Source organism: Nocardia sp. NPDC052566 (assembly GCF_044547285.1).
In the GTDB taxonomy this organism is placed as follows: domain Bacteria; phylum Actinomycetota; class Actinomycetes; order Mycobacteriales; family Mycobacteriaceae; genus Nocardia.
In genome coordinates this window covers 1,355,169-1,373,320 of the sequence record NZ_JBIUAF010000001.1, presented here as the reverse complement: position 1 = coordinate 1,373,320, position 18,152 = coordinate 1,355,169, and the positions used below count along the sequence as shown (strand labels likewise).

At 66.7% G+C, this 18,152-nt stretch carries 15 protein-coding genes; 12 read left to right on the top strand and 3 right to left on the bottom strand.

Features of this window, described 5'->3' with window-relative positions; genetic code table 11:
- Positions 1-8 precede the first annotated feature (8 nt).
- On the bottom strand, positions 9-1,160 hold the full coding sequence (locus ACIG5A_RS05480; protein WP_397238010.1) for an acyl-CoA dehydrogenase family protein: 1,152 nt from the start codon (positions 1,158-1,160) through the stop codon (positions 9-11).
- Positions 1,161-1,971: 811 nt separating this feature from the next.
- Between ACIG5A_RS05480 and ACIG5A_RS05475 the strand changes: the two genes are divergently transcribed.
- From ACIG5A_RS05475 to ACIG5A_RS05455, 5 genes are read left to right on the top strand one after another with little or no spacing between them, the layout of a single operon-like run.
- Entirely contained in the window at positions 1,972-3,330 is a 1,359-nt protein-coding gene (locus ACIG5A_RS05475) for a TrpB-like pyridoxal phosphate-dependent enzyme (RefSeq protein WP_397238008.1), read from the top strand.
- Positions 3,330-3,626 carry an acyl carrier protein gene (locus ACIG5A_RS05470; protein WP_397238006.1) on the top strand — a complete coding sequence of 99 codons (297 nt, stop codon included), beginning with the start codon at positions 3,330-3,332 and terminating at the stop codon, positions 3,624-3,626. The genes ACIG5A_RS05475 and ACIG5A_RS05470 overlap by 1 nt, the downstream gene beginning before the upstream one ends.
- Complete coding sequence (locus ACIG5A_RS05465) at positions 3,623-4,303, top strand: alpha/beta hydrolase (RefSeq protein ID WP_397238004.1); 681 nt, start codon at positions 3,623-3,625, stop codon at positions 4,301-4,303. Before ACIG5A_RS05470 ends, ACIG5A_RS05465 begins: the two co-directional genes overlap by 4 nt.
- Entirely contained in the window at positions 4,300-5,301 is a 1,002-nt protein-coding gene (locus ACIG5A_RS05460; protein WP_397238002.1) for a hypothetical protein, read from the top strand. Before ACIG5A_RS05465 ends, ACIG5A_RS05460 begins: the two co-directional genes overlap by 4 nt.
- Positions 5,276-7,081, top strand: coding sequence for an amino acid adenylation domain-containing protein (locus tag ACIG5A_RS05455; RefSeq protein WP_397238000.1), 1,806 nt, complete (start codon positions 5,276-5,278; stop codon positions 7,079-7,081). The genes ACIG5A_RS05460 and ACIG5A_RS05455 overlap by 26 nt, the downstream gene beginning before the upstream one ends.
- 4 nt (positions 7,082-7,085) lie before the next feature.
- Here the strand turns inward: ACIG5A_RS05455 and ACIG5A_RS05450 are convergent, their stop codons facing one another.
- On the bottom strand, positions 7,086-7,970 hold the full coding sequence (locus ACIG5A_RS05450; protein WP_397237998.1) for an SGNH/GDSL hydrolase family protein: 885 nt from the start codon (positions 7,968-7,970) through the stop codon (positions 7,086-7,088).
- A gap of 153 nt (positions 7,971-8,123) precedes the next feature.
- On the opposite strand from ACIG5A_RS05450, the gene ACIG5A_RS05445 reads away from it, so the two are divergent.
- The 4 genes from ACIG5A_RS05445 (at position 8,124) to katG (ending at position 12,985) form a co-directional block, all read left to right on the top strand.
- Positions 8,124-9,263, top strand: coding sequence for an FAD-dependent monooxygenase (locus ACIG5A_RS05445; RefSeq protein ID WP_397237996.1), 1,140 nt, complete (start codon positions 8,124-8,126; stop codon positions 9,261-9,263).
- Positions 9,264-9,649: 386 nt separating this feature from the next.
- A complete protein-coding gene (locus ACIG5A_RS05440) occupies positions 9,650-10,150 on the top strand; it encodes an endonuclease VII domain-containing protein (protein WP_397237994.1) in 501 nt (166 codons plus the stop codon).
- Between the two features lie 127 nt (positions 10,151-10,277).
- Positions 10,278-10,721 carry a Fur family transcriptional regulator gene (locus ACIG5A_RS05435; protein ID WP_397237992.1) on the top strand — a complete coding sequence of 148 codons (444 nt, stop codon included), beginning with the start codon at positions 10,278-10,280 and terminating at the stop codon, positions 10,719-10,721.
- Positions 10,722-10,759: 38 nt separating this feature from the next.
- Positions 10,760-12,985: a catalase/peroxidase HPI gene (gene katG, locus ACIG5A_RS05430; RefSeq protein ID WP_397237990.1), complete on the top strand. Its 2,226-nt coding sequence runs from the start codon at positions 10,760-10,762 to the stop codon at positions 12,983-12,985.
- A gap of 113 nt (positions 12,986-13,098) precedes the next feature.
- Here katG and ACIG5A_RS05425 read toward each other — a convergent pair whose 3' ends face one another.
- Positions 13,099-13,299: a hypothetical protein gene (locus ACIG5A_RS05425; RefSeq protein WP_397237988.1), complete on the bottom strand. Its 201-nt coding sequence runs from the start codon at positions 13,297-13,299 to the stop codon at positions 13,099-13,101.
- Between the two features lie 326 nt (positions 13,300-13,625).
- Here ACIG5A_RS05425 and ACIG5A_RS05420 point away from each other — a divergent pair, with 326 nt between their 5' ends.
- From ACIG5A_RS05420 to ACIG5A_RS05410, 3 genes are all read left to right on the top strand, one after another.
- Positions 13,626-15,878: a protein kinase gene (locus tag ACIG5A_RS05420; protein WP_397237986.1), complete on the top strand. Its 2,253-nt coding sequence runs from the start codon at positions 13,626-13,628 to the stop codon at positions 15,876-15,878.
- Positions 15,879-15,945: 67 nt separating this feature from the next.
- A complete protein-coding gene (locus ACIG5A_RS05415) occupies positions 15,946-16,662 on the top strand; it encodes a metal-dependent hydrolase (protein WP_397237984.1) in 717 nt (238 codons plus the stop codon).
- Between the two features lie 225 nt (positions 16,663-16,887).
- Positions 16,888-17,898, top strand: a complete 1,011-nt coding sequence (locus ACIG5A_RS05410) for an SMP-30/gluconolactonase/LRE family protein (RefSeq protein ID WP_397237982.1) — start codon at positions 16,888-16,890, stop codon at positions 17,896-17,898.
- Positions 17,899-18,152: the final 254 nt, after the last annotated feature.

The following is an 18,152-nucleotide window of genomic DNA, read 5'->3' as shown; positions in this document are numbered from 1 at the left end:
GCGGTCGTTCACAAGGCGTCGGCGATGACCATCTCGAGCACCTCGGAGGGCCCCTCATAGATGCGCAGTGAACGGACCTGGCGGTAGAGCCGTTCGGTCGGGCTGTCCTCGACCAGCCCGGCGGCGCCGAAGATCTGCACGGCGGCGTCGACGATCTCGCCCGCTGCCTCGGTGGCATAGAGCTTGGCGACGGCCGCGAATCTGCCGAATTCCCCGCCGTGGTCGGCGGACCAGGCGGCACGAGCGGTCAACAGCGAAGCGGCCGCCACTTTGACGTCCATGGCCGAGAGCGCGGACTTGACCAGTTGAAGGTCGACGAGGCGGCCGGAGTAGGCCCGTCGTCCGCGCGCCCGTTCGAGTGCGTACCGGTAGGCGCGCCGGGCAAATCCGATGGCGGCGGCGGCGACCGTGACGCGCGCCCGTTCGAGCACGTCCAGAGCGACCACGTAGCCGCGGCCACGCTCGCCGAGTATCGCGTCCCGGCCGACGCGGCAGTCGGTGAAGGTCAGTGCGGCCCACGAGCGCGGCGCGATCGCGCGGATCGGCGCGGTCCGCAGCCCCGGAGCGTGCCCGTCCACGAGGAACGCGGTGAGCCCCAACGGGCCTGGCCCGTCACCGGTCCGAGCCAGCACGACACAGACGTCGGCGATATCCCCCTGCGCGATCCAGGTCTTGCTGCCGTTGAGGACGAATCCGTCTCCGTCCTCGGCCGCGACGAGTGCTATGGCGCCGAGGTCGGAGCCGGCTCCCGGTTCGGACAGGGCCACCGCCCCGGCGCTGGTCCCCGCGGCCAGGCCGGGAAGGTGTCTGCGGCGCTGATCGACCGTGCCGTGGCGGATGATGGCGGCGGCGCTGAGTTCCTGAATGGAGTAGACGAAATCCGCGAGGTCCTCGTGGAAGCTCAGGGCCTGGCGTCTGACGCACACCGAGCGGAGGTCGGAGTCGTCGCGGCATTCGGGGTGCAGATGGCTGAGCCAACCGGACCGGCCGAGGTCCGCGAGCAGGGTATGGCAGCGCTCGACGGGTCCGGCGCCGGGATGTGCCCAGGCGTCGTGCCGATCGGCGCACCAGCGCTCGATCCGCTGGGCCAGGATTCGATGCGCGTCGTCGAACAGGGGAAGCTCGAGTATGCCCGGCTCGAACGTGGTCGGAAGGGTCATCGCGGTCTGCTCACATGATCGTTCGTGCGTGGTGCGTTTCATCGCTGATGGAGGTGGCCCCACCGGCACAACTTCTGGATTTCGACTCAGACCATTTCCGATCCTTCAGCGGAATGTCACCTGTCCGGAAAATATTCCACGACCACAGGAAGTGCGGTCGCCGAATACGCTTATGCAAACTCCATTTGACGATCTCGACGGGCACTCATAATCGCGGCGTCGACAACCGGGATGCACTCGACAACTTCCGAGCGAGTCCCGGAAACATTCGGCCGTGCACGCAGATTTCAATGACAGAAGCGCTATCGAATCTCGCCGCGGCCGCCCCACTGAGCAATGAACTCAACCTACCATGGGATGCATCCATCTGGAAAGGAACAAACGAGAAATGTAGCCCCCAAAACAAGGGGCTCACGACTGGCGTGCGCCACCGGAAATACATTTGCGCGATACGATGCCGCCGTGCCGATCGTGCGTCACAGGCACCGGCCGAAGATCGGTACACGCACCGTCATTGGCTCGAATCATCAAGCAGCCCAATCGAGTTCGGCTTGTTCGAGCCGCAACGGCAACCCTCTCGACCGATCCGCCACGACTCCGCCACGACTCCGCCATCGCCGCCATCGCACGAGCCATCCAAATGTGATCTTGATATTGCGAGAGCGGCCGGAGTCCTTACCGTCACAGGATTGAAGACGTCGACATGATGTGCTTCACTGAGATAGTGTGCCGCACCCGAGTCACGCGACGATCGGCAGGCACACGAATATAAGGTTCCGCAAGAATCAATACCAATCCTGTGAAGGCGCAGATGACGAGACCTTCCGCAAACACGGGCTGCGCGCCGAAAAACTGGTACAACATTCTCGCCGACATTCCGTTCGAACTACCACCCGATATTCCCCCCGCACGTTCCGATAAGCGGGAGGCACTGAAACTCCAGCTTCCGCTGGCACTTGTCCGGCAGAGCATGACCCGCGAGCGGCTCATCCCGATTCCGGACCCGGTGTCGGAGAAGTATCTGTCCTGGCGTCCGACACCGCTGCGGCGAGCGCGGGCGCTGGAGCGGCACATCGGCACCCGGGCGCGCATCTACTACAAATACGAGGGCGAGAACGCGAGCGGCAGCCATAAGCTCTGCACGGCGATGGCGCAGGCTCACTATTACGCGGCCGCGGGCGCCGAGCGCCTGGTGACCGGCACGGGCGCCGGCCAGTGGGGCACAGCACTGGCGATCGCATGCCAGGAGTTCGGTCTGGCATGCAAGGTGTACATGGTCGCGAAGAGCTTCGACGAAAAGCCCTACCGCCAGACGGTCATGCGGCTCTACAACGCCGAGGTCGTCCCCAGCCCGGGCCGGGACGCCGAGCCCGCCGGGCCGTCATCCGGACAGGGCGCGATCCATCCCGGAAACATCGCCTACGCGGTGACCGAGGCCTTCGAGGACGCACTGGCACACGACGGAACGCAACTGAGCGTGGGCAGCGGGGAGGCGTACTCCATCCTGCATTCCACGGTGATCGGCCTGGAGGCACTCGAACAGCTCGGTCCGGCCGAGCAACCCGACATCGTGATCGGCTCACTCGGCGCCGGAAGCAATTTCGGCGGTATCGCCATGCCGTTCATCGGCCGGAAACTGCGCGGGAGCTCCGACGTGCGCTGCATCGCGGTAGAGGCACAGCGGTGCCCGAAACTCACGCGCGGCCGATACTGCTACGACTACACCGACGGATCCGGTGTATCGCCGCTGCAGAAGATGTACACGCTCGGATCGCGATTCACCACGGCGGGCGGGCATGTCGGCGGCCTCCGCTATCACGCCTGCTCGAAGATCATCAGCGCGCTCTACCACCACCGCGTCGTGGAAGCGGTTGCCTATCCCCAGTCCGACGTCTTCGCCAGCGGAGTCCTCTTCAGCAGAACCGAGGGCATCCTCCCCGCGCCCGAGTCGGCCCACGCCATCCACGGCGCGATCGACATGGCGAAACGAGCGGATGCGCAGGGCACCGCCCCGGTGATCCTGTTCTGCCTCAGCGGCCACGGCCTGTTCGACCTCGCCTCCTACGAGGCGTACCTGAACGGAACCATGCAGGACATGCCGTTGTCCGACGAAGACATTCGCCGGTCCCTGGCCCAGCTTCCACAACTGAACGAACAGGCGGTGCCGTAATGGAACCGCGAACGCGGCATCCGAACAGGGCAGAGATCCGCTCCACAGTGATCACGGCACTGCTCGCGACCAAACCCGAACAGCACGCCGCCGCGGCGCTGCTCATCGACGACGAGACGGCCATCGGTGGCGCCGGACTGGGCATCAGCTCGCTGAACCTGCTGCAGGCGCTCGTACGGATCGAAGACGAACTCGGCATCGTCTTCGACGACCGAGCCGTCGCCGACGCCGCGCTGCAATCGGTCGGCGCAGTAGCGGATCTCGTCGAACACGTGCTGGCGGAGCAGAAGCAATGACAATGCCCGCTGTCCGGCGGCTGGACACCGGACTCGCCATCGCCGAGCGCGCCGACGACCACGCGGCGAGCGACAGCGCCGCGGCCCTCGTACTCCTGCACGGCTTCGGCAGATATCACGGCCATCTTCTCGATCTATGGCCCAGGACCGGGATCGACTGGTCGGTGGTGGCCGTCCGAGCCGCCTTCCGGATGGGACCGTCGGTCTACCGGTGGTTCGCCTACGAGGATCGTCCGGACGGCACCGTCGCGATAGCCAGAGAAGAGGAACAGCGCAGCCGGTACGCGCTGATCGCGTACCTGGACCAACGCCACCGGGACGAACCCGACCGGCCCCTATTCCTGTTCGGTCATAGCCAGGGCGGAATGATGGCGTTGAGCATCGCGCTGCTGCGCCCCGACCTGATCCATGGCTGCGCGGTGATCAACGGGCGCATCCTGCCCGAGACCCTGGCCCTGCTGCCGAACCGCCCCGACCTGGCCCGCCTGCCCGTCTTCGTGGGCCACGGCATTTCGGACGCCACCATCACGATCGACAGGGGCAGGAACGCGCGTGACGCGCTCGAAAGCATGGGCGCGCGCCTGACCTACCGCGAATATCGCGGTGGGCACGACGTCACACCCGACATGGCGGCCGACGTCATGGCATGGCTCCGCACGACCCTGGAGGCGTCGTGAACGTCCAGGTCTCGCTGTCGGGAGCGTCCTACGAACTCGGCGAACACGAGGTCGGCTACCGCGAGGCATACCGGTTCGCGGAGAAGATCGCCCGGTACGAGATGCTCGACGACGCCGAAATATGGGGCTGGGGCCGGTTCTTCGCATCGGCACGTGACCGTACGGAACTCGCGGTGGCATCGGCGCGCCGCACGCTGTCGCTGACGGGATGCGCGGGCACCGACGTCGACGCGGTCATCCTCTGCGCCACGGAATTCCCCTCGGGCGTCGATCACCATGCCCGCTACTGCCGGGTGATTCTCGAAGCGCTGGACCTGGAGAACGCGTTCGTCATCGGCGTCACCCTGGGGCGGTGCAACACGCTACTGTCCGCGGTGCACCTGGCCGATCGGTTCGTCGCCTCCCAGACCTACGACCGCGTTCTCGTCATCGTGAGCGACCGAGTCGCCGACGAGGAGCAACGATTTCAGCAGTTCGCACTCTTCAGCGACGGCGCGGCCAGCTGCCTCGTCACCTCACAACCTGGTGATCTCGGCATCATCGCGACGGCATCGGCGCTCGACACCGCTGCCCTCGACGCGAGCGGACGGTTCAGCGGACGGCTGGGCCGTACCGCGGCCGACACGATCACCCGCCGCTCCGGTGTGCGACCGGACGAGGTCTCGGCGGTTCTGCCACCGAATGTGTTCATGCCGATCGTCAGGATGAGCGAGGGCCGATCAGGGTTCCGGCCCGATCAGCTCTACCTGCGCAACATCGCCGATCGAGGACATTGCTTCAGCGCGGACCCGCTCGTGAACCTCGTCGACCGGCAGCACGCGCACGGCGCACGACCCGGCGAGTACATTCTCCTGACTTCCAGCGTGCCCGGATCACGCATGAGCATCCTGGCCGAGGTACTCGATCCGGCGCCGCCGAAAACCCCACCGCCGAAACAGGATACGAAAAATCGACCCACAGGAAGGGGATGCCATGACACAGAACATCGACGTGGCTGACGGCGCGGCCACCCTCGCCGAACTCTGGGAACGGACGGTTCGAGCACATCCCGGCAATATCGCGATCGTCTCGGACGAGGAAACACTCACCTATACCGAAACGAACGAACGAGCAAACCGGCTCGCCCGCTTGCTGATCGACCGCGGCGCCGGTCCCGAACACCTGGTCGCGCTGGCGCTGCCCCGCTCGGTCCACATGGTCGTCGGCGTCCTCGCCGTCGCGAAGGCCGACGCCGCCTTCCTGCCGATCGATGTCCGGTATCCGGCCCAACGCGTGCACGCGATGCTCGCCGATGCCGCACCGACCCTGCTGTGCACCACATCCACCGCCGCCGCCACGCTGCCCGACGACTCCGCGACCCCCCGGATCCTGCTGGACTCCACCGAACTCGACGCACTGGATGGCACCGACATCACCGACCGCCGGTCCTCGACGGCCAACCTCGCGTACGTGATCTACACCTCCGGGTCCACCGGACGGCCGAAAGGCGTCGCCGTCACACACGCCGGACTGCACGGGCTCGCCGCGGTGAAGGTCGCGTCGTTGCAGGTCGCGCCGGACAGCCGGGTACTGCAGTTCATGTCGCCGAGCTTCGATGCCTTCCTCACCGAGCTACTCGGGACCTTCGCCGCCGGGGCGGCCCTCGTGGTGCCGTCCGGCGGCACCCTTGTCGGCGAACAGTTGACCGAAGTCTTGCGGCACAACACCATCAGCCACGCGGTGCTGCCACCGGCCGCGGCCGCGACGATAACCCCCTCGGACGTCCCCGGACTGCGAACACTGGTGCTCGCCGGCGAGGCGTGCCCACCCGACCTACTCGCCCGCTGGGCGCAGGGACGCAGGGTGATCAACTCGTACGGCCCGACCGAAGCCACAGTATGCGCGTCGACCAGCGAACCGCTCGACGGCAAGGACGAAGTCACCATCGGCCGTCCCATACCGGGTGTCTCGATCCACATACTCGACGACGAACTGCGCCCGATACCGCGCGGTGAGGCCGGCGAACTCTACATCAGCGCCGTCGGATTGGCGCGCGGCTACCTCGGACTGCCCGGCCGTACCGCGGAACGGTTCGTCGCGAACCCCTTCGACGACGACGGCACCAGAATGTACCGGACCGGCGACCTCGCCGCATGGCGGCCGGACGGCACGATCCGGTTCCACGGCCGACTCGACAACCAGGTCAAACTGCGCGGGTACCGGATCGAGCTCGGCGAGGTGGAGGCCGTGCTCGGCTCGCATCCGGACGTCGGCCACGCAGTCGCCGTCGTGCGCCCGCCGCACGACACCGACGCACACCTGATGGCCTATGTGGTACCGGCGAACGGCGCGACACCGACACCGAACCAGTTGCGCGAGCACGCCGTTCGTCACCTGCCCGGATTCATGGTTCCCTCGACCTACACCCTGATCGACGCCGTCCCGCTGACCCCGAACGGAAAGGTCGACCGCGCCGCCCTGCCTGATCCGACGGTGTCCGCACCACGGTCGGTTCGACCGCCGCGCACACCCGCCGAAGAATGGTTGTGCGTGATATTCCGCGAGTTGTTCGACGACCCCACCATCACCGTGGAGAGCAACTTCTACGAACTCGGCGGAACCAGTATCCGCGCCATGGATCTCATTCAGCGCGCACAGGAACAAGCCGGCCTGAAGATATTGCCGTGCGCGGTGGTCAACCACCCGACCATCGAGACGCTCGCCGCAGCCGCAACGCCGATCGTGGACGGGGTGAAACCGGCACTGCCGAGGCAGAGGTCCGCGACCACGGCGAGCTGACCACTCAACGACCCAGGACACCCAGCACGCTACGGGCCTGGTGATCGGCGCCGAGCTGATTCGGATGGAAGGGGACGGCCAGGCCAACCGGGTTGCTGGAGAACGGGATCAGGCCCTCGACCCAGCGGACGCCCGCGGGCTGGCAGGCGTCGTGGCCGCCGCTCGTGCTGTAGGTGTCGACGAACTCGACGTTGCTCGCCCGTGCTACCCGGGCCAGCATCTGGTTCAACTCGAGCAGCTTGCTGCCCAGCCACACCGCGTCCGCGTCGGAGATCGGGATGGTCGGGAAGCAACCGCCGACGGTGCCGATGCCCTCGAGGTAGTCGAGCAACAGGATCCGCGCGTGCGGGGCGCGCTCCCGGATGCCATCGATCGTCGCGCGGACCTTCGCCTCGGACTCCGCGATCTTCACCGACATCCGATCGCCGCCGTCGACGGCGTTGGCCGCCTTGCACACCGACAGCGCCGGATCCGAGGTCAGGCAGGCCTGCACCGTGGCGGCCAGACCGGCGTCGTTGCCGCCGATCTCGAGGGTCACCAGATCCGTCGTCGCGCTCAGGCTGTCGAACTGCGGCGCGTTGGCCGGGCCGACCGGGAACTGCTGCGGCTCGGTCATATTCTTCGTCACCGCGCCACCGCACGTCGCATCGCGGAACACCGGGACACGCAGGGTCGCCGCGACCTGCTTGGCATAGTTGTTGCGGCTCTGCGCGCACATCCCTGGCACGAACTCGGCGGTGCCCTGGCTCAGGGTCGCGTCCGCCGCCCACGAATCGCCCAGCGCGACATACTCGGTGACCGCAGGAGCGGCCGACGCCTGCACCCCGCCCACCGGCAGCGCGACCCCGAGGGCGGCACCAGCGATCAGCACCCGCGCCGTCGTATTCATTCATCCTCCAAGACTTGGACGTTCGTACAGCTGCACGAACGTAGCACGGTATAACGCCGCCTTCTCATAGGCAGAAGCAATGACTCTTGGACGTACCGACCGCTCCGGATCCACCGTGGAGTACACGGACCCAACAGAATTCGAGGTGTGCGCATGCGAGTACTCATCGCGGGCGGCGGTATCGGCGGACTCAGCGCGGCACTCGCGCTGCACGCGGCAGGCATCGAAGCGACAGTGCTCGAGTCGGCGCGCGAACTCCGCCCGCTCGGCGTGGGCATCAACCTGCTGCCCGACGCGGTGGCGGAACTGATCGCGCTCGGCCTCGGCGACCGGCTCGCCGAGATCGGCATCGCCACCGCCGAACACGTGTACGTCGACCGATTCGGCGGCGAATTGTTCACCGAGCCACGCGGACTCGCCGCCGGACAGCACGCACCGCAGTATTCGGTCCACCGCGGCCGCCTGCAGATGATGCTGCTCGACGCGGTGCGCGACCGGCTGGGCGACGCAGCGATACACACCGGCGCCCGGGTGACGACATTCGAACAGGCCGGGGGAGAAGTACGCGTCGACGCCGGGGAATCAACCCTGACCGCCGATATCCTCGTCGGCGCGGACGGAATCCATTCCACGATCCGCGCTCAGCTGCATCCGATCAATGATCCACTGCGCTGGTCGGGTGTTCAGATGTGGCGCGGCGTCACACCGGGCGCACCGTTCCTGACCGGCCGATCGGCGGTGCTCGCCCGCGGACCCGAACACGCCGAGATCATCGTGTACCCGATCGGCGCCGACGAAATCAACTGGGTGGCAATGCTTCCCGTCGGTGCGCCCGGCTTGCTGCCCGGCAGCGCCAACTGGAACACCCCGGGCCGTGTCGACGACATCCTGCCGCATCTCGACTGGGATCTCGGCTGGCTGAATATCGGTAACCTGCTGCGCGACAGCACATCCCTGTTCGAATATCCGATGACCGACAAGGATCCGCTGCCGTTCTGGGGCGCCGGACACGTCACGCTGCTCGGCGACGCCGCCCACCCGATGTACCCGGTCGGCGCGAACGGCGGCACCCAAGCCATCCTGGACGCGACAGCGCTCGCGGCCGCGATCCGCGCCGACGGCGTCGCCGGACTCGCTGTCTACGAACGCATTCGCCGCACGGCAACCACACAGGTCGTCCGCGCCAATCGCGCAATGCAGCGCACGAGCAACGAGTTCCGCCCGACCGAACTGGCCCGCATCACCACCACCTACCGCGAACAGACCACCCAGCACGCCGGAACCACCCACTGAAACCGCATATCGCCCAACCACTTTCCCCACCCCAAAACGTCACTGTGACGTTTTGGGGTGGGGTGAGCGGACATAGGGGAGCAGCCCTCAAATGCCAATCCGGCCCCAACCCAAGCCGTTTCGAGCCAACACTCAGCAAACAGGAATATTTACACCGACAGAAACTAAGCGACCGGGGACAACCAACACATCACCACAAGCCGAGCCCCACAAGGGCGACGCCGAGGCGCGAGGGGATGGCCAGGGACCGCCGGAGCCGGACCGCACACAGCAGTACGACAAACATCCAGCAAGATCGCCGCCGTTCCACCACTCCTTTGCTACGCCGATAATCAACACTATGTAAACCTACGGGCTTGTCGGTGTCCTCCGGCAGGATCTTCGTCATGACATCGCCGTCCCCTACCGACCTGGTCCGGTGCTCGCCAACAAAGGGATGCGGCGAGCTGAAGCCCAGAAGCCTGATGGCTCAACCTGGTCCGCGAGCACCATTGTGCTGGGCTTGCTATCAACGGATGCGACGGGCACACCAGGGTCCCGCTGTCGCCCGGCGGGCCAACCTCTGGGCCAAGTATCGGATCACGCCGGAGCAATACGATGTCCTGCGCGAGGATCAGCAATGCCGCTGCGCCATCTGCGGCATCCATGAGACCGAGATCGATGTCTCGCGAGTCGGTGGGCGTCCCCGCAAAGATGGCACGCAGCTCGTCAAGGTCCCCTTGGCAGTGGATCACGACCATGCCACCGGTGCTGTCCGCGGTCTGCTGTGCCCTACGTGCAACGTGGGGCTGGGGTCATTCGGCGATGATCCCGCTCGCCTACTCAGGGCTGTCGCATACCTCGAACGCTGCTCCCAGCAGCGAGATTCTGACGCAACTCCCCTGTAGCCAGACTTCCCTCCCACTGTCAGTTCCCACAGAGTTCTGGTTGGGACACGGGGTGTGGATTGTCGGGCTTGCCAAGGTTTCTCCGAAGCGCTCCCCTGCGATACTTGAATGAGTCATACTTCGGAATGTGTCCAACACTGCGGAATTCGAGCGCTTGCTGCGTGGGGCTTCGCTGCGCGTGACGGCGCCTCGGGTCGCGGTGCTGGCCGCGGTGCACGACCATCCGCACTCCGATACCGACTCGATTCTGGGCATGGTGCGCCAGACGCTCGGAGCGGTATCCCATCAGGCCGTCTACGACGTATTGCGCGCGCTGACCAGCGCCGGACTGCTCCGGCGCATACAGCCCATGGGGTCGGTCGCGCGCTACGAAACCCGGGTCGGCGACAACCATCACCACGTCGTCTGCCGATCGTGCGGCGTCATCGCCGACGTCGAATGCGCCGTCGGCGAAGCACCGTGCCTGACCGCATCGGACGACAACGGCTTCCTCCTCGACGAGGCCGAGGTCATCTACTGGGGCCTCTGCCCCACCTGCACCACCGCGGAACAGTCGCGATCGCACGCATAACTACAGCCCGAATCACCCACTTCCCGAAAGGAATTGCCGTGCCACAGGAACACCCGCCCATCGGAGAGGCCAGTACGGAACCCGCCGCCGGCGGCTGCCCCGTCGCCCACGGTCGCCTCAAGTACCCCACCGAGGGCGGAGGTAACCGTGACTGGTGGCCGAACCAGCTCAACCTGAAGATCCTGCAGAAGAACCCGGCCGTGGCGAACCCGCTCGGCGAGGACTTCGACTACGCCGCCGCGTTCAAGACGCTCGACCTGGCCGCGGTGAAGCAGGACATCATCGGGGTCATGACCACCTCGCAGGACTGGTGGCCCGCCGACTTCGGCCACTACGGCCCGTTCTTCATCCGCATGTCCTGGCATGCCGCGGGCACCTACCGCATCAACGACGGCCGCGGTGGAGCGGGCGCGGGCATGCAGCGCTTCGCCCCGCTCAACAGCTGGCCCGACAACGCCAGCCTGGACAAGGCCCGTCGCCTGCTGTGGCCGGTCAAGCAGAAGTACGGCAACAAGCTGTCCTGGGCCGACCTCATCGTGTACGCGGGCAATGTCGCGCTGGAGGACATGGGTTTCCAGACCTTCGGCTTCGGCGGCGGCCGCGTCGACCAGTGGGAGCCCGAAGAGGACGTGTACTGGGGCCCCGAGCAGACCTGGCTCGGCGGCGATGAGCGCTACACCGGTCAGCGCGATCTCGAAAACCCGCTCGCCGCAGTGCAGATGGGCCTGATCTACGTGAATCCGGAAGGCCCCAACGGCAATCCGGATCCGCTGAAGGCCGCGGTCGACATCCGCGAGACCTTCCGCCGCATGGCCATGAACGATGTGGAGACCGCGGCGCTCATCGTCGGCGGCCACACCTTCGGCAAGACCCACGGCGCGGGCCCGGCCGATCATGTCGGACCGGAACCGGAAGCCGCGCCGCTCGAGGAGCAGGGCCTCGGCTGGAAGTCCAGCTTCGGCACCGGCGTCGGCAAGGACGCCATCACCTCCGGCCTCGAGGTCACCTGGACCACCACCCCGACCACGTGGGACAACTCCTTCCTGGAGATCCTCTACGGCTACGAGTGGGAGCTGTCCTCGTCCCCCGCCGGCGCACACCAGTACGTCGCCAAGAACGCCGAGGCCATCGTGCCCGACGCGTTCGATGCGGCGAAGAAGCACCTGCCGACCATGCTCACCACCGACCTGTCGATGCGCATCGATCCGATCTACGAGCAGATCACCCGGCGCTGGCTCGACCACCCGGAGGAGCTGGCCGAGGAGTTCGCCAAGGCCTGGTACAAGCTCACCCACCGTGACATGGGCCCCAAGGTCCGCTACCTCGGCCCGCTGGTCCCCGAGGAGACCCTGCTCTGGCAGGATCCGGTCCCCCCGGTGGCCAACGAGCTCGTCGACGCGGCCGATATCGCCGCACTGAAGAGCCAGATCCTCGCGGCGGGTCTGTCCATCTCCCAGCTTGTTTCGACCGCGTGGGCGGCGGCCTCGTCGTTCCGTGGCAGCGACAAGCGCGGCGGCGCCAACGGCGGCCGCGTGCGTCTGCAGCCGCAGGCGGGCTGGGACGTCAACAACCCGGACGAGCTCGCACAGGTGACGCGTGCGCTCGAGTCGATCCAGGAGTCCTTCAACTCGGCGCAGTCCGGGAACAAGAAGGTGTCCTTCGCCGATCTCGTGGTGCTCGGCGGCTCGGCGGCGGTCGAGCAGGCCGCCAAGGCCGCGGGCTTCGAGCTCGAGGTGCCGTTCACGCCGGGCCGCACGGATGCCACGCAGGAGCAGACCGACGTGGAGTCCTTCTCCGCGCTCGAGCCGAATGCCGACGGCTTCCGCAACTACCTCGCGAAGGGTAACCGGCTCTCCGCCGAGTACCTGCTGATCGACAAGGCGAACCTGCTGACCCTGAGCACTCCCGAGACGACCGTTCTGGTCGGTGGCCTGCGCGTGCTCGGCGCGAACCACAACCAGTCGTCGCACGGTGTGTTCACCTCGACCCCCGGGTCGCTCACCAACGACTTCTTCGTGAACCTGCTCGATATGGGCACGAAGTGGGAGCCGACGGGCGACGAGGGCACCTACGAGGGCAAGGACCGCGCCACCGGCGCGACCAAGTGGACCGGCACCCGGGTCGACCTGGTCTTCGGCTCCAACTCGCAGCTGCGGGCCGTGGCCGAGGTGTACGCACAGGACGACGCGAAGGAGAAGTTCGCCAAGGACTTCATCGCCGCGTGGACCAAGGTGATGAACCTGGACCGGTTCGACCTGGTCTGATCACCTCAGCCTGATCACCTCGACCGCCGCACCCCGTGAACCGATCCGGTTCGCGGGGTGCGGCGCGTTCGGGGCCGTCACGAACGTCGCACTCCCCCCGCCGGATTCCCTGCTCACGCCGATGCGGAGCGTGCCGTCGCCAGATCGAGCACCAGATCCTGAAGCACCCTGCGGGTGGCGTGGGCGTGCAGGATCAGCGGCTCCGAGGATTCCGCTTCGGCCAGTTCCACCAGCCGGTTCACTAGATGGCATAGCGCGACCAGTCTTCGTACCGCGTGCCTGCGCTCTGCGAGATCCAAGATGTCCGTAGCCATATCCGGCAAATCGCGGCGACTCGCACGACTGTTTCCGGCGACACGCCGCCCTTCTCCTCCTGAGCAAATCCTTTGACCTGTTTGCTTTCTCAACTGGCGAATGAGGAGTTATATAGATCAATACGCATATGTTCGTACCTGAATGTAAATAGTGTGGAACACACGGAACCGTGGATTCTCGTTCGCGCGACCCGCTGAGGTGGGCCGTTGACCGGACCATCATCCCCTGCCCGGGAAAGAAGGGGATCCGCGAAGGCTCCTCTCCCCCAGGGGTGATCGCTTATCCTCAGGTGGGGCCGGGAATCTTCCACTCGAGCGAGTCGACGATGGATGTTTACCTCGACGCGGCCGCACCTGATCCGGGTGCGGACCATGTGACGGCGACCCAGACCGCGCTGGCGCGGCTGGTCGCCGGATTCGCGGGTGCCTGGCAGGGGGCGAACGAACCGCCGGATCTGTCCGCGCATCTGCCCGCCGAGGGCGGGCTGCGGCGGTCGGCGCTGATCGAGATGATCAAGGTCGACCTGCACGAGCGGTGGGGGCGCGCCAAGCTGGGCAAACGACTTGCCGAGTACCGGGCGCAGTTCCCCGAACTCGACGTCGCTCCCCTACCCCCGGATCTGATCTACGAGGAGATCAGCGCCCGCAGCAGCGGCGGCGACGAACCCGATCTCGGCGAGTACACCCGGGAGTATCCGCTGCAACTGGCCACCATCGCCTCGCAGCTGCACTCGGAGAACGCCCGATCGACGCTGCTCGCCGACCCGGCCGCACTGCACGCGCTCGACCGGATCGCGGCCGGGACCGCCGTCGACGATTTCGATCTGCTGATTCCGCTGGGGCAGGGCGCTTTCGCGCGTGTCTTCCTGGCGCGACAGCGCTCGATGCAGCGGTTGGTTGCGGTGAAGGTCTCCCGTGATCGCGGGCGCGAACCGCAGACGCTGGCCCAGCTCGATCACGAGCACATCGTGCGCGTCTTCGATCAGCGTCAGGTCAGCGAACAGCAGCTGAAACTCATGTACATGCAGTACGTTCCGGGCGGCACACTGCTCGATGTGCTGCGGCTGCTACATCGCACACCGGTCGCCGCGAGAACCGGGCAGCTGCTGCTCGACGCGGTCGACGCCGCCGTCCGCGCGGGCGGGGTGCTCGAGCCGCATCCCTCCGGTACGCGCGCCGAGCTGGCCGAGCTCAGCTGGCCCGAGACCGTCGCGTGGCTCGGCTCCCGGCTGGCCATGGCATTGGACTACGCGAATCACGCCGGCGTGCTGCATCGCGACATCAAACCGGCGAACGTCCTGCTGACCGTGGACGGACAACCGAAGCTCGCCGACTTCAATATCAGCTTCAGCCGCCATATTCCGGGTGCGAGCCCGGCCGCCTACTTCGGCGGATCGCTGGCGTACATGTCGCCCGAGCAGCTGGAGGCCTGCCACCCCGTCATGGGCACCACCGCGGCCGACCTCGACACCCGCAGCGATCTCTACGCGCTCGCGGTCATGCTCTGGGAGCTGCTCACCGGGCGGCTGCCCTTCGCCGACGAGCTCGGCGCGGGTGAATCCGACAGCTCACTGGACCGGATGATCGCGCTGCGCAGGCAACCCGTCGGCGCCCGCATCGAGGCGACGGCGCCGCCGGACTGCCCGCCGGTGCTGCGCCACGCGCTGCTCACCTGTCTCGCACCGGATCCCGCCGATCGCTTCGCCTCCGGCGCCCAACTCGCCAATCAGCTCGACCTGACGCTGGACCGCGCGGCGCGCAACCTCGTCGATCCGCCGTCGCACAGCATCCGCGCCCGGCTGCGGATGCGGCCGACCCCGGTGGTCATCCCGGCCACCATGCTCGGCCAGCTGCTCGCCGGGCTGTACCTCTTCGGGCACAACTCCCGCCTGCTCGAACACGCGCTCCCGCCCGACGCCGTGCTGCAGGTCGCGCATCTCGGGTATGTGCTCGCCGCCGTCGAATATCCGCTCGGCGCGGCACTGCTGCTCTACTGGTGCCGTCTGGTGTTCCTGGTGCCCGATCGCCTCCGTCGCGGTAAACCGGTGGACGCGGCGACACTGGCCCGAGCCCGCGCCGACACCCTCGCCTGCGGCGGTCGCATCGCGGCCGTCGCGTTCACCGGTTGGGCGGTGGCGCTGGTGTTCTTCCTGGTCCAGCTGTACAACATCGCCGACCTGTCCGCCGCGTTGTTCACCAACCTGCTCATCTCGCATCTGATCGCCGCGGCGGTGGCGGTGGTCTACACCTACTTCCCGGTGACGTTCTTCGTCTTGCGTTGGTACTACCCCGGTCTGCTCGCCGCGGGGCATGCCTCGCCGAGGGATTCGGTGCTGCTGCGTCGCCTGGCCCTGCGCAGCCGCGTCTACCTCGCCATCGCGGCGTCGGTGCCCCTGGTCGGCGTCGCCGCCGGCCTCGCCTTCCTCACACCGGCACAGCAGCAGACCGTGGTCGGCGCGATCGTCGCCCTATGTGTGGGTGGGGTGTTCGCGTTCGTCATCGCGCTGTGGATCTTCCTGGCGATCGATTGCGATATCCAAGCACTGAACCGAATCGCGAACCCGCACAGGCACTCCTGATCCACAGAAGCACAGAGCAGACTGGACGTTTGATTGAAAGGCGTTGTAGTCAACTAACGTTCATGCGGTGTTAGGACATTCTCATGCCACCAGCGGCGCTCTTGCCTGGTCGGCCGCGGCGGTGGCGCTGCCCGTTTCTATGCTCACCTATCCCGTATTGGCCCCCGCCGGTGCCCATCTCGGCACAGTAGACCTGCTGCTCGGCACCTTCCTGACGGCAGGCGCGGCGCTGCTGCCCGACGCGGACCATCCGAACGGAACCATCGCGCACTTCCTCGGGCCGGTGTCCTACTTCCTCTGCAAGATCATCTCCAAGGTCTCCGGCGGGCACCGCCACGCCACGCATTCCCTCGCCTTCGTCGCCGCCGTCGGCTACGGCACCTGGGCCGGGGAACACTGGCTCGGACGGCCTTTCACCCTCGGACTCGTTTTCTTCCTGCTCGCGCTCGCGGTGAAAGCACTCCATCTCGGTCCGTCCGGCGACGGTTTCCACGCCTACGCCACCGTCATCGTGCTCGCCGCCGCGGGCACCTTCGCGATGGACCACTGGATCAGCGACAAACCCGCCTGGCTCCCGTTCTCCGTCGGCCTCGGCGCACTCGTGCACCTGGCCGGCGACTGCCTCACCGACCGCGGCTGCCGCCTGTTCTGGCCGTTCGACTGGCGCACCGCCATCCCGATCATCGAACGCACCGGGAACAAGCTCGAAACCTGGGTCATCGCTCCCCTTTTCGTCGCGGGCACCCTCGCCCTGCTGTGGTTCGCGATCACCAAACAACCGTGAGCGTCGTGCGGACGGCCGTCACCGTACGGCCGTCAACCACACTGCCCTGCCACAAGATTCCCTCCCCGTCCTTGCTGCGCTCGGCGTAGCCGGGCGTGTGTCTTGGATTGAACAGCGCATACATGTGTAGATGCGCATATCTACGTATGGAGATGTTTTTCTCGCCTGGTGGGCGTTCATGTGTTTCCACCGAACTCACCGACGGCCCGTGGATACGCTGAGGCAATGGTCGCCCCACCTCAGCCCCGGCGGATGCAACCGCAGCGCTGGACGCCTCCCCCGGCTCCCGCCCGCGCACGTCGAACCGCCAGTGCCCCACCACTTCCCGCCGTCACCCGATTCGAGCTGCCCGCGATCGGGCCGGAGGATGTGGTCTTGACCGCCGAGGGACGGGTCATCGCGGGCACGAAGGAGGGATCGGTCTTCGGCATCGAGCCCGGCACCGGCGCGGTGACCTTGCTCGGGAATACCGGCGGGCGGCCGCTCGGGCTGCACACCGACGCCGACGGGTCGGTACTGATCTGCGATTTCGTCCGTGGTCTGCTGCGGATGGACCGGGACGGCACTATCGAAGTGCTCGTCGATACGGTCGACGGCGAACCACTCCCCTTCCCCAGCAACGTGGTTCGCGCCGACGACGGCACGATCTACTTCTCCTCCTCCAGTCGCCACTACGCACTCGACGAATGGATGGGTGACCTGCTCGAGCACTCCGGCACCGGCCGCCTGTTCCGTCGCGATCCCTCGGGCCACATCGAAACACTCCTCGACGGTTTACAGTTCGCGAACGGAGTGGTCCTCTCCCCCGACCGATCCTGTGTGGTCGTCGCCGAAACCGGCGCCTACCGGGTCACCCGCTACTGGCTGACCGGCCCCAAGGCGGGCACCCACGACCGCCTCATCGAGAACCTCCCGGGCTTCCCGGACAATATGGGCCTCGGCAGCGACGGCCTGATCTGGATCACCCTCCCCAGCCCCCGAAACCCCTTGCTGGACCGCCTCCTTCCGCTACCGGGAATCCTGCGCCGCCTCACCTGGGCGCTCCCCGACCAACTCCGCCCCAAGCCCCCGCGCACCATCTGGGTCATGGCGGTCGACTTCGACGGCAACGTCGTCCACGACCTCCAAACCCGAGGCACCAACTACTCCATGGTCACCGGCGTAGCCGAACACAACGGCACCCTCTACCTCGGCAGCCTCACCGAATCCGCCGTAGCCACAACCCACATCCCCTGACCGGCACTCGCCACCGGTCCCGCCGAGCGTAGTCAGATGGTCGTCGATAGCGACGTGTCGTACGCAATCTGACTACGCTCGGCGGAACTGCGTCCGCCGGGGGCAGGTCGTACCGCAGCCGGTGTCGCATCAGCCTGTCTAGCGCAGTCGAATGGCCCCACCGCCCGGCGTGTCGTGCGGCCATTCGACTGCGCTCGACGCGGGCCTGACCTTTGGGGTTGTCAGGGGGCTGGACCGGGCGGTTGTGTGCCGGT